Annotated in this window: 5 protein-coding genes and 2 pseudogenes; 3 read left to right on the top strand and 4 right to left on the bottom strand. The window is 74.6% G+C overall.

Features of this window, described 5'->3' with window-relative positions; genetic code table 11:
- Positions 1–13: 13 nt before the first annotated feature.
- The 3 genes from ACQ614_RS00625 to ACQ614_RS00615 all read right to left on the bottom strand — a co-directional run bounded on the left by ACQ614_RS00625 (position 14) and on the right by ACQ614_RS00615 (position 5,616).
- Complete coding sequence (locus ACQ614_RS00625; protein WP_431676059.1) at positions 14–832, bottom strand: nucleotide exchange factor GrpE; 819 nt, start codon at positions 830–832, stop codon at positions 14–16.
- Between the two features lie 5 nt (positions 833–837).
- Complete coding sequence (locus ACQ614_RS00620) at positions 838–1,257, bottom strand: hypothetical protein (RefSeq protein ID WP_431676058.1); 420 nt, start codon at positions 1,255–1,257, stop codon at positions 838–840.
- A gap of 123 nt (positions 1,258–1,380) precedes the next feature.
- Complete coding sequence (locus tag ACQ614_RS00615) at positions 1,381–5,616, bottom strand: hypothetical protein (protein WP_431676056.1); 4,236 nt, start codon at positions 5,614–5,616, stop codon at positions 1,381–1,383.
- Between the two features lie 188 nt (positions 5,617–5,804).
- Between ACQ614_RS00615 and ACQ614_RS00610 the strand changes: the two genes are divergently transcribed.
- From ACQ614_RS00610 to ACQ614_RS00600, 3 genes and pseudogenes are all read left to right on the top strand, one after another.
- A complete protein-coding gene (locus ACQ614_RS00610; protein WP_431676055.1) occupies positions 5,805–7,598 on the top strand; it encodes a serine/threonine protein kinase in 1,794 nt (597 codons plus the stop codon).
- A 58-nt stretch (positions 7,599–7,656) separates the two neighbouring features.
- A pseudogene (locus ACQ614_RS00605) lies at positions 7,657–8,143 on the top strand (IS6 family transposase); the annotation flags it as partial.
- A 416-nt stretch (positions 8,144–8,559) separates the two neighbouring features.
- Complete coding sequence (locus tag ACQ614_RS00600; RefSeq protein ID WP_431676054.1) at positions 8,560–10,389, top strand: glycoside hydrolase family 15 protein; 1,830 nt, start codon at positions 8,560–8,562, stop codon at positions 10,387–10,389.
- Positions 10,390–10,855: 466 nt separating this feature from the next.
- Here the strand turns inward: ACQ614_RS00600 and ACQ614_RS00595 are convergent.
- Positions 10,856–12,390, bottom strand: a pseudogene (locus ACQ614_RS00595) (ISL3 family transposase).
- Positions 12,391–12,414 lie beyond the last annotated feature (24 nt).

Below are 12,414 nucleotides of genomic sequence, written 5' to 3'. Positions count from 1 at the left end.
GTCCCCTGTGTGTCTAGCGCTTGCGTCGTCGCTTGGGCCGCGCGGACCTCGACCAGCCCTTCCGGGCCTTGCCCCCCGTGCCGGCCTTGCCCGTGCCTGTGGGAGCGTTCGGGGCCTGTCCGGTTGTCGTCCGGTGGACGTTCCCGGCGGCCTCGGAGCTCTCGGCGGTCCCGAGACCCTCGGCGGTCCCGAGGCTCTCGGAGTTCTCGAAACCCTCGTCGTTCTCGGCGCTTCCGGCGCTTCCGGCGCTTCCGGCGCTTCCGGCGCTTCCGGCGCTTCCGCCGCTTCCGGCGCTTCCGGCGGTTGCGGTGGTTGCGGTGGGCTCGGGCTGCTCCGCGGACGGCGGCGGGGGAGCCATGGCGACCACCACCTGCGCCCGGCGCAGCACCTCGTCGTTCCAGAAGAAGCCGGTGACCACGCTCTGGACGACCGTTTCCGGCTCCAGTCCCGTGCGGGCCTCGGTGCCGACGATCTCGGACAGGCCCGGATCGGCGGCCATCCCCTCCAGCCGCATCGGGCGCACCCCGGCCTTGGCCAGCTTGCCGAGCAGCCGGCGCCGGGTCGCCTCGATGCCGGAGCTGCGGCCCAGCCGCACCAGCTCCGGGTCCAGGCTCAGCGCCGCCAGGGCGTCGTCCACGTCGACCAGCAGGCCCAGCAGGTCACGCTGCGCGGCGCGGGCGGCGCGAGCCTCGTCGTCCCGCAGCCGCTGCAGCAGCGACGCCCGGAAGAGCAGCTGGCTGAACGCCTGGGCCAGATCGATGTCGAGGGCCCGCTGCGGCACCTCCAGAGGCGCGGCGGTCGGCACCGGTGTGCCGGGTTCCTGGGTCGTCATGGCGTTCACTCCGGGATGTCGATCGGCGGCAGCACCGACAGGTCGGCGGCGAACTGCGCCGGTACGGGCGGTTCGGCGGTGGAGGCGGGGGCGGGCTCCGCGAAGTCGGCGGCGAGCTCCTCGCGGCGGACGACCAGCAGGGCTGCCGGTGACACCGGCGGCCGTTCCACGACCAGCAGCGGCTCCTCCAGCACCGGGTGGAGCAACTCGGCCACCCCGTCGACCGGTTCGGGCGGCAGCAGCTGCTGGATGTCCAGCTCCAGGCGGCGGTCGGGGTTGCGCAGCAGCGCCGCGGCGTCCTGGATCTGCTGGCGGGTGTGGCGGCCCTGCCGCATGGCCGGGCCCACCGCGAGGTTGATCTCGCGCACGCCCGCGGTGGGCGGGAGGCCCAGGACCTCGTACGGTGACGGTTCGTGCAGGGGCATGGCGGCGGTCTCTTCTCCTCCGGCTGCAGACGGCTGCAGGGACGGCTTCGGGGCGGCTTCGGGACATCGTCGGGAGGCCGTCGGGACTCGGGCGGGGACGGTGGTCCGGGGCGGCCGGATCCGTCAGCGCAGGCGGTCGATCCGGTACTTGAGGCTGCGCAGTCCGGAGTCGTTCGGGTCGCGCGCGACGGCCTTGCCGATCAGCGTCCGGGCTTCCCCGAACCGGCGGGCGTTGGCACTGCGTACGGCGTGGGCGCCGTAGACGACGCCCAGCTCCTTGCGGATGTTGGCCTTGACGTCCGCCGGCCCCGCCATCTGCAGGGCCTGCTCCAGCAGCAGCGCGGCGTCGGCGAACCGGTCGGCCTCGAAGTTGCTCGCGGCCTCGCCGCGCCACACGTTGACGATCACCGTCCGCATGTCGGCGGAGTCGTCGTACGTCTGGGCACGGCGCAGCAGGGAGGCGCGCTCGTCGAACGGCCGGTCCTGGTACTTCTCCAGTACGTAGTTGGCCAGCACCACCGAGACCCGGCGCGGGGCCTCGGCGTCCGGGTCGCCGTCGAAGTCCTCGTCGGCCGCCATGGCCTCCGCCATCCGGGCGACGGCCTCGGCGCGCCGGTCGGCGAGGGCGGCGGTGAGCGAGCGGAGCTGGAGCACGTACACCAGGCCCGACCGGTGGTCGGGGTCGTCGTCGAGTTCGGTGAGTTCCTGCCACAGCTCGGTGGCCTCGACCAGGTCGCCGCCGGGGCCGAGGACGCTGACCTCGTTGGCCCGGTTGAGCAGCGCGGCCTCCAGGAAGTGGCGGGCCGTCGGGTCGTCCGGGGCCAGCGCGAGCGCCTTGCGCAGCAGTACCAGCGCCTGTCGGTAGTCCTTTGTCTCGTTGTTGACCTTGCGGGCGTGCTGGGCGTACGCGGCGCCGAGGTTCTCCCGGACCTCGCGGTGGCCGGGGGACAATGCGAGTGCCTGCTCCAGCAGTTCGGCCGCGCCGGCCTGGTCGTCGTCGTGCTCCTTGAGCAGGGCGCGGGCGGCGCGCAGGCCGGCGTCGGCGCCCAGGGCGGCGAGTTCTGCGGTGAGTTCGGGCCCGGGCAGGGTCCGGGCCCGGGTCAGGCACTCCAGAGCCTCACGCCATTCCTGGTGGCGGTGGTGTTCGGCGGCCTGGCTGGTGAGGGCCTCGCGCAGCAGCAGCTGCCGGGTCTCGTCGGTCTCCGCGCCGTCCGGGGCCTCCAGTGCGGAGACCGCCGCGGCGTGCCGCCCCTGGAGCAGCAGGTAGCGCTGCGGCCCGAGTTCGTCGAACAGGCCGAGGGCGTGCGTCAGCGAGTGGACCCCGTACGGTCCGGGCTTGCGCCAGGGGAGTACCGCGTACTCGAACGCGCCCTGCCAGGAGGAGAGTTCGCCGCTGGGCGGGGAGGTCCGCAGCAGCCGTTCGAGGGCCGGGCCGACGACGAGCCGGTGGCTGGTGCCGTCGGGGCGGCCGATCACGACCTCGTCCTCGGCGAAGGCCTCGGCGCAGCGGACCTCCATCCCGAGCCGGACCGCCCAGGCGTCGACCTCGTCGCCGCTCCGGCCGTGGGTCTGGTCGAGTGTCCGCAGGTCGCTGCGGAGCCGGTCGATGAGGGCGGCACGGGCGGCAGCCATCCGCGGCGGTTCGGTGTCCCGGCCGGTGACGTGGGCGGCTGCGTCCCACACGTCGGTCAGGTGCAGGGAGGGGACGAGGCAGCCGATGGCCCAGTGCCACAGATCGGCCCGGTCAGGACGGTCGGCCCGGCCCGAGGCCGTGGGGCCCGCCTGCGCCGCCTCACGAGAGGCCTCCTGCGCCGGTGCCTCCTGCGGCGGTATGCCCTGGGCGGGGACGGCGGCCGCGAGGCGGTAGCTCACCAGGCCGAGCGCGTGCAGCAGCCGCGGGTGCGACGGGTCCTTGAGCAGCAGCGCGTGGTAGCAGTCCCAGGCCTCCTGGTACCGGCCCTCGGCGGCGTGGCGGGCCGCCTCGTGCTCGGCGAGCACCCCGAGGGCCTCGGTCGCGAGGGCATGCCCGGGGGTCAGCCGGACGGCCTCCCGCAGGTCGCCGGCCGCGTCCCCGAACCGCCCTGCCCCGACAGCGCGGGCGGCGCGCCGGACCAGCACCTTGGTGCGGGCCCGGTGCGCGGCGGCGGGGAGGCCGGCAAGGGCGGCATCCAGGTCGCCGTCGTCGGCCCGCAGCAGGCACAGACCCGCGCGGACCGCGACGCCGGCCGGGCTGTCACCCAGGACGGCGGCCCACGCCGCCAGCGTCTGCTCGGCCTCCTGCGGCAGGCCCGCCTGCAGAGCGCAGTCCAGCACTGCGAGCAGGGCCCGCTCCGCGCAGCGGCCGCAGCGCACCGAGCCGTCGCCCGCCGGTCGGTACAGGTGCGCGGCGCAGCCCTCCCGGCCGCAGCCGCCGCAGGCGTCGTCGGCGGCCCGGTCGCAGGGGGTGTCGGCGGCGGCCGCGCAGCATGCGCCGCCGGCCGGTGCCGGTGCCGGGCCGGCGGGGTTCGCAAGGTGGCGCCGGTACCAGTCGAGGGCACCGGTCCAGTTGCCGGCCCGTTCGGCGAGCAGCGCCCGCAGCCGGGCCAGGGCCGGGTCGCCCGCGGGCTCGGGCTCGAGCGGCGCGAGCATGGCGACCGTGCGGACCGGACGGCCGGTCAGCAGGCCCGCCGCGGCCCGGTGGTAGAGATCCCGCGGGCTGTCCGCGTCGGCGGGCAGCGCGTCCGGCCCGGTTGCGGAGCCCCGGGCGAGGGCCAGCGCGGCCCGCAGCCGGCCCTCCCGGGCGGAGGCGGCCGGGCCGTCCTTGCCGGGGGCGGGGGAGCCCGCCAGGGCGAGGGCGTTGGCGGCGGCGTCCAGTGCCTGCGGGTCGTCGCGGCGGGTGAGCAGCAGGTGGGCGGCCTCACGCAGGGCGGCCTCGCGCAGACAGAGGCGCAGGCCCGGATCGTCCGGGGTGTCGAGGACGGCCTGCTGCCACAGGGCGCGGGCCGCGCCGGGGTCGGTGTCCAGCAGGCGGCGGGCGAGCAGGTCGCGCTGTGCGGCCAGCAGGGTCGGCAGGGCCGGCAGGTCGGGGCCGCGCAGCGGCTCCCAGCGGTCCACCGCGCCCTTCGGGTCGCCGCTGCGGGCCAGGGCCAGGCCGTGGTGGAAGGCGGCGGCCGGACTCCAGGGGTGGCCGGCCTCGGCCTCCGCGTGCAGCAGCGGTGCGGCCTCCTCGGCGCGGCCGGCGGCGAGCAGGGCGGCGCCGAGCCGGACCTTGGCGGGCTGCCAGTGCGGGGCCGACTCGAGGGCCGTCCGGTAGTCGGCGGCGGCCTCGGCGGGGCGGCCGGCCCGTTCGTGGAGCAGGGCGAGGCCGAGCCGGGACGGGGTGTGGCCGGGCTGCGCGGCCAGGGCCGCGGTGAAGTGGCCGTGCGCCTCGTCGTCCCGGTCGAGCAGCAGGGCGAGCCGCCCCAGTGCGTAGTGGGTGCGGGGGTCGGCGGGAGCCGCCGCCGCGGCGTTTGCGAGGTCGGTGCCGGCGCCGGGGTGGTCGCCGAGGAACTGCCGGGCCAGGCCGCGGAAGAGCAGGGCCTCGGCGCGCAGCGACGCCCCGCGGGCCCACGGCGAGGGCTCGCCGGTGCCGCGCTCGACGGCGTGGCCGAAGGCCTCGACGGCTTCGGCGTTGCGCCCGGCGGCGTGCAGGTGGGCGCCGTGGCGGAACCAGAGTTCGCCGCTGCCGCCGGGTGCGGCGGCGACCAGGACGGCCTCGGCCTCGCCCGGTCGGCCGCTGTCGCGCAGGAACGCCGACCTGGCCAGCACCGGCCAGTCCCGCCCGGGGAGTGCCTTCAGGGCGGCGGCGGTGGCGCTGTCGCGGTCGGCGGCGGAGGCGTCCCGGCAGCGGTGCTGCAGCCAGTCGAGGACGCGCGTGGCGGACTCCGCTTCCTCGCCGGCCTCCGGGCCGTGGTCGGTGGCGCGCAGGAAGGCGAGGACGGGAGCGAGGTCGGGCCGGCCGGACCGGATCTCCGCCTCCGCGAGCCGCCGCAGGCCCCAGCGGGGGATCTGCGTGTCCGGCGTGCGCACCAGCGGGAAGGCCTCGCGGCAGAATCCGAGGGCGGCCGCCCGGTCGCCGAGCGTCTCGGTGGCCTCGGCCAGGCCGATCAGGGCGGTGCCGCGCTGGGGCTGCAGGGGCGGGGGTGCCAGGGCGAGCCGCTCGGTGAGCCGGGCGTACCGGCGCCGGGCCTGCTCGGGTTGCCCGGCGGCGAGCCGGGCGGCCGCCGCGGCCAGCGCCTTGGCCACCGAGGCGGCGTCGAGTGCACGTCTGCGGCGGACGAGGACGAAGCCCCCCAGGCCGGCGAGTGCCACCGCGATCAGCAGCAGCGCGAACAGCGCCATGCAGTCTCCCCCTGCGGTCCGTTCGGCCGGATCCATGAGCAACTGAGCATGGAATCGACCGTCTTGACGTACTGTCAACCGATGTTCGGGCGAGATCAGGATAGGCGGCCTCCGGGACGTCCGGGCAGGAAAAAGCACTATCGTGGGGGTTCGGGAGGGCAGGGCCGACCGGTCAGGCGGGGGGCGGAGTGTCAGAGTCACGCTGGGTGCCCGGGCTGCGGTTCGGGCCGGAGTTCGATCCCGAGCAGTACGAACTGCTGGAGTTCCACCACCGCGGCGGCGAGGCCGAGGTGTGGCGCGCGGTGCGCACCGGCCGCAGCGGGCTCAAGGAGCTCGTGGCAGCGAAGATCATGCTGGAGCGCGACCCGTCCGAGGTGCGCCGCTGGCTCGGCCGCTGGGACGACGTCTCGCACAACGCCCACCGCCTGGCCGTCACCGACCTGGTGGTGCCGAGCTTCCTGCTCGGCCCCTCGCCGCACCGGCCGGGCAGCCCGCCCGGTGACGGGGTGATGGGTTACCAGATCTCCCCGTGGGTGGAGGGCGTGCCGCTGCACCGGTGGGCGCGGGCCAACCGGGGCGGCCTGCCGGCGGTGGCCGAGGTACTGGTCCGGCTCTGCCGGATCGTCGACGAACTCCACCGCAAGCGCTGGGTGCACCGCGACATCTCGCCCGCCAACGTGCTGGTGGAGCCGGAAGGCCGGGTCAAGCTGATCGACCTGACCTTCCTCGCCCCGCTGGACCGGACGCTGACGGTGGCGGTCTTCACCCCCGGGCACGTGCCGCCGGAGGCCGAGCAGGTCGGCGGCTTCCCGGCCACCGCCAAGGACCTGTTCGCGGTGGGCACGCTGGCCCGCAGCCTGCTGCTGCCCGAGCACGGCCGGCTGGACCAGCGGACGGCCGCCGAGCAGGCCCGCCGCGAACTGGTGGCGGCCGGCTTCAGCGAGGACCTGGCCGCCTGGGCCGCCGAACCGCTGCACCACGACCCGGACCGCCGCCCCGCCCCGCTCGGCCCCTGGGCCGCTCGCGGACGCGAACTCCTGCGCGCACACCGGCCACTGCCGCGCACCTCCTGCCTGGCCGTACTGCCGGACACCGCGGGCCGGCCGCTGGTGGTCTCCGGCGGTTCGGACGGCGTCGGCCACACCGGCCCCGGGCTTTCACCGGCGGAGCTTCCGGACATCCGCACCGACCAGGGCCCGCCGACGGTGCGGGAGATCGTGGCCGGGCGGGCCGGCCGGGCGGCGGAGCTCGCCGTCTTCGCGGAGGACGGCGCGGGTGTGCTCTGGATGGGCAACCGTTCCGGCTGGTGGGAGGTGACGCGTGGTGTCGCCGGTGCGGCCGGTTCGGTCAACGCCTCCGGAGAGCTGGTCGTCTGGACGGCCCGGGCCGGCGTCCTGCAGTCCTTCCGCTGGTCGCCGGGGGTCACCGTCACCGGGCAGGAGCTGCCCGGCTGCCCGGCCGACCGGGTGCTTGCGGCCGCCGAGGAACGCGTCGGGACATGGTCCGTTCTGGTGGAGCACCACGGCCGGGTGCTCTGCTGGCAGGTGGGCTCCGACAGCCGGCCCGAGCGGATCGCCGCACCGGCCCGGGCCCGCGGCGCCGCGCTGGCCCGGTCCTCCGCCGGGCCGCAGGCCGTGATCCTCGGCCCGAACGGCACCGCCTGGCTGTACCCGCTCGGCGGCGGCGCGGCGCCGGTCGAGATCAGCGAGTCCGAACCCGCCCTCGGGGTGGCGATGGCCGGCCACCGCGGCGGCCCGACGATCGCGCTGGCCGGCACCGGAGGCGTCCGGCTGCGCCTGCCGGCCTCCGGCGGGGCGCGGCGGCCCCGCTGGTGGCGGCCCACGCTGCGGCCGGCCACCCGGGTCGCGCTGTCGGTCGGCGACGACTGGCGGCTGTGCCTGGCTGCGGTCGTGGAGGACGAGCTGCAGTGCTGGCAGGAGGACGCCACCTACCGCTGGCAGCCCGTCCGGCTGGACAGCTGAGGCGTCGCGGAGGCGCGCCGTCACGTCGGTCGACCGGGTGGGACGATCTTCGGGTTGCTGGTGCCCGGACGAGGTCTCCATCAGGGTCAACGGCAGGATCAAGTATCTGCGGCGCGCCGTCGCCCAGGACGGCAACGTGCCCGGCATCCTGGTCCGGAACTGCCGGGACAGGGCCGCGGCCGGGTGTTTCCTCCGTCGGCTTCTCGAGCGGACCGGGTCCGTGCCGAGGGTGATCGTCACCGACAAGCTCCGCTCCTACGGCGCCGCCCACCGCGTGCTGATGCGCTCGGTCGAGCACCGCTCCCACAAAGGGCCGAACAACCGCGCCGAGAACAGCCACCGGCCACCCGGCAACGCGAACGCGCGACGAAGGGCTTCCGCAGCATCGGCGGGGCCCGGAGATTCCCGGTCGCCTTCAGCGGCATCTCACCCCACTTCCGCCCCCACGCCACCTCATGACCGCCGGCCGCCACCGCGCAGAAAAGATCATCCGCTTCGCGTCCGGGGGCCGGATCACCGGCGCCGTCGGGGTGCCCACCGCCGCCCGACCGAGGACCGACAGCCGGCCCCGCCATGTCCTGACGCACCGCCACACGCCCACGTCCCCACAACGTGACAACGCCCGGGGCCGACCTCCCCGGCACCAGATGCGGCGCCCTCTCGGCACGAAGAAGGGCCGGAAGATCCGCTACCGCCGCCTCCTTGTCGGGGCACTCGACTTCGAGCGGGTTCCTGCTCCACTCCACGACCTGCTCGCACACCTGTGACCGAAGCGCTGATCGCGGTACGGCCGCATGGCATCGCGCCGGCACAGCCGGACCCGGGCGCGCGGTCGGTTGCAGGGGGCCGGGCCGGGCGAGGGGCGTGCCGGCTGCCGAGGAAGCCCGGCGAGTTGGCCGCCACCCTCACGCAGCGTGTCGGATAGTGGACGGGCCGGAGTCGCTCGCGGGATGGGACGCTGATGGATCGTTATCCGCCGATCGCCGATCACGGACTGGTGGGCGACCTGCAGACCGCCGCCCTGGTCTCCTCGCAGGGCGTGGTGAACTGGTTCTGCTCGCCGAGGTTCGACTCGCCGAGCGTGTTCGCCTCGCTGCTCGACCACGACCGCGGCGGGTACTTCCGGCTGGCACCGGAGCACTCGGACGTGACGTGCAAACAGCTCTACTATCCGGACACCGGTGTGCTGGTCACGCGGTTCATGTCGCCGGACGGCGTCGGCGAGGTCGTCGACTGGATGCCGGCGAACGTCAGCCGCACCCCCACCGACCGCCACAGCCTGATCCGGGTGGTCCGCGCGGTGCGCGGCACCGTGCGCTTCGTCCTGGAGTGCCGGCCGCGGTTCGACTACGGCCGGGCCGGCCATGAGCTCGATCTGCGGCCGCAGGAGGCGGTCTTCCGCGCGCCCCGCATCGCAGGCCACCTGCAGGCCAGTTTTCCGCTGGAGCGGGACGGGCAGGACGTCCGCGGCACGGTCACTCTTGGCGTCGGGGAGTCGGCCGCAGCCGTGTTCACCACCTGCGATGCCGGCGGTGAGGCGCCGCCTCCCCTCACGCGCGAGGATGTGACGGCGCGGCTCTGGCAGGAGGTGGACTTCTGGCAGAAGTGGCTGCACACCTCCCACTACCGGGGCCGCTGGGCGGAGATGGTGAACCGCTCCGCCATCACGATCAAGCTCCTCACCTACCACCCGACGGGGGCACCGGTCGCCGCGGCCACCATGGGCCTGCCGGAACAGGTCGGCGGCGAACGCAACTGGGACTACCGGTACTCGTGGGTCAGAGACGGTGCTCTCTCGGTCCGCGCGCTGCTCGACCTGGGTTTCATGGAGGAGGCGTCGGCCTTCACCAGGTGGCTGGGCGACCGGATGCGGGACAGGGCGGACCTGCCCGGCGAGCGGCTTCAGATCATGTACCGGGTCGACGGCGACCCGCACCTGACCGAGGAGATCCTCGACCACTGGGAGGGCTACCGGGGGTCGCGTCCGGTCCGGGTCGGCAACGCCGCTGCCGACCAGCTTCAGCTGGACATCTACGGCGAGGCCCTCTACGCGATGGCGGAGGGCATGGAGGCCGGCCGGGAGGTCGGCATGGAGCTGGGCTACCACGGGTGGAAGGGCCTGGCCAGGATGCTGGACTGGCTGTCCGACAACTGGGACCGCCCGGACGAGGGCATCTGGGAGACGCGCGGCGGGCGCAACGACTTCACCTACAGCCGGGTGATGTGCTGGGTGGCGTTCGACCGGGGCATGCGGCTGGCGACCGAGCTCAGCCGGCCCGCCGACATCCCGCGGTGGCGGGCCGCCCGCGACAGCATTCTCGACCAGGTGATGGAGAAGGGCTGGAGCCGGAGCGAACAGGCCCTGGTGCAGCACTACGGCGGCGACGTCCTGGACGCCTCCCTGCTGTTGATCCCGCGGGTGGGGTTCCTCGCCGCGAGGAGCCCGGGCTGGCTCTCCACCCTGGACGCGATGGAGCGCAAGCTCGTCTCGGACAGCCTCGTCTACCGCTACGACCCCGCCGCCTCGCCGGACGGCCTGCGCGGCTCGGAAGGCACCTTCAGCCTGTGCACCTACCTCTACGTCGACGCCCTCGCGCGTGCCGGGCGCGTCCGTCCGGCGCGCTACACCTTCGAGAAGATGCACACCTACGCCAACCACGTCGGCCTGTTCGCCGAGGAGATCGGTCCGAGCGGTGAGCAGCTCGGGAACTTCCCGCAGGCGTTCACCCACCTGTCGCTCATCATGGCGGCGTCGACCCTGGACGAGGCCATTGACCGGCAGCGGCGCTGAACCCGCGCCCGGCGGGCCGGCCGCGGACGCACAGAGCCCCGCCGAGTTCCGCCGCCTGTACGCACGCCTGCGGGCGCAGGCGGCAGAGGCCGTGAAGGCGGCCGGCGCGTCCGGTGCGGTGGCCTCCCCGGACGCCGCACCGGTGGACGCGCGGGGGCTCCGGCGGCCATCACGTCGGACCCGGTCCGGCACGCGGCGGCGGAGGTCTGCTCGGGCCCGACGGTGTCACCGACCCAGCGGAGTACGGGGGGCGGGCGGCCGGACCGAACGGCGCCCCGGCCGGGCGCTGGGGCGGCCGCCGGCGCTTCGCCGGGTGAACCCCGGTCAGGGATGCGGCCCGTCGGCCGCGGGCGGTGGTGGCACATGTGGGACCTGGCTCTTCTGGCAGAAGACCGGGATTTCACCCAGGTCGGGGAGTGTCTGATCAACGGGTCTGTTCCGTAGTCGGTGGTGACGGAGGGTGTGGTCAGCCCAGGAGGATGCGGTGGCGGAGGAGGGGGAAGCTCGCGCGGCCGTACATCTGGCGCTTGATCAGCTTGGTCTTGTTGTTGACTCCTTCGGTGCCGCCGTTGTGGTGCGGCAGGGTGAGGGCGGCGTCGACTGCGGCGCGGTCCTTCTCGAGGCCACGGGTGAAGGCATGCAGGTGGGGCAGGTCCTCGGCCTGGGACGAGGTGATCCAGGTGCTCAGCAGGGCGGCATTGCCGTCGGCGGGATCCAGTAGCGCGGCGAAGCCGTGGATGAGGCCGGCCAGAGCGGTCATCTCGTGGCAGGCGGCTCGAGCGGCCTCGATACGTTCCCGCTGGTGGTTCTTGAGGTGGTCGGGGCGGGTGAGGAGGTAGCGGGCCAGGCGCCGGGGCGAGAGCGCGGGCCGGTCGGCCTCGACGCGGCTCCGGTTGATGTAGCGGACCAGTAGGTTCGAGCTGCCGGTGTAGCCCAGTTCCCTGATCTCCTGGAGGAGATGGGTGACGGGGACGGCCGGATTCTCCAGCCGGCGCCGGCGCAGGTGATCGCGGTAGGGATCCACGAGGGTGGGCCGGTACTTGGGGGCGCGGATCAGGCGCTCGGGCTCGGCGACGCGGTCGTAGCGCTTGACCGTGTTGAGAGCCGGGTTCAGGCGCCGTGCGCACTCCAGCAGGCCGATGCCGCGCTCGCGCAGGGCGTGGACCTGCTGCCGGCGCTCGCGGGTGGTGGCGGCCTGTCTCCCCTCGGTCGGGGGCGGGCCGACTTTCGCCCAGCAGGTGCTGTGCGCGGCGACTTCTTTGCGGACGGCCTCGGCGAGGTTGTGCCACAGGTGTCGGCGGTCGCTGATCTGGACCGTGTCAGGCAGGGCGCGGCGGATCGCCTCGGCGTAGGTGGCCGATCCGTCCCGGCGCACGGCCTCGATGCCCGGATGCTCGCGCAGCCAGGCTTCCAGAGTGGCGGCCTCGCGGCCGGGCAGTACCTCGATCCGCTGGCTGGTCTCGGCGTCGATGATGATCGTGGCGTAGGTGTGTCGGCGCCGCAGCGCGAAGTCGTCGACCCCGATCACCCGCGGGATCCGTACCACGGGCACGGGCACGCGCCGCAGCAGCCGCAGGGCGGTGGCGTACGAGAGGGCACGGCCGGCGGCCGGGCGAGCCGGGCTGAGGCCCGGCCGCACAACTCCTTGACGACCTCGGAGAGCTGGCCGGTCAGACGTGTGGTGCGGCGCTGATGGCGTTCCAGGAGCCCGGGGACCTGCCCTCGGAACGTCTGCCGCCTGCAGCCCAGGACCGGACAGACCAGCCGTCGTATCCTCACCCGGAGCACGACCTGTCGGCCGTCGACCGGTACATCCCGCACCGTCCGGTCGTGATACCCGTGGACCCTTTCCGTCACCATCCCGCACACCGGACAGGGCACGGGAACATCCCGGGTCCGAGCCGAAACCCGGACTGTCTCGCCACCGTCCGCCACATCCTCGATGGCCAAGGCCGACAACCCCGAAAACACCGTTCCCACCAGCGTGTTCGCATCATGCACGCCCGATGATCACAGGCGAGGACT

This window comes from Kitasatospora dryopteridis, assembly GCF_050749075.1.
Taxonomy (GTDB): Bacteria; Actinomycetota; Actinomycetes; order Streptomycetales; family Streptomycetaceae; genus Kitasatospora.
This window is presented reverse-complemented; position numbering and strand designations above follow the sequence as displayed.

What these genes read in the sequence shown, in the direction of transcription:
- ACQ614_RS00615 (WP_431676056.1), bottom strand. Translation starts at nt 5,616, where the DNA reads ATGGCGCTGTTCGCGCTGCTGCTGATCGCGGTGGCACTCGCCGGCCTG.
- ACQ614_RS00620 (WP_431676058.1), bottom strand. Translation starts at nt 1,257, where the DNA reads ATGCCCCTGCACGAACCGTCACCGTACGAGGTCCTGGGCCTCCCGCCC.
- ACQ614_RS00625 (WP_431676059.1), bottom strand. Translation starts at nt 832, where the DNA reads ATGACGACCCAGGAACCCGGCACACCGGTGCCGACCGCCGCGCCTCTG.
- ACQ614_RS00600 (WP_431676054.1), top strand. Translation starts at nt 8,560, where the DNA reads ATGGATCGTTATCCGCCGATCGCCGATCACGGACTGGTGGGCGACCTG.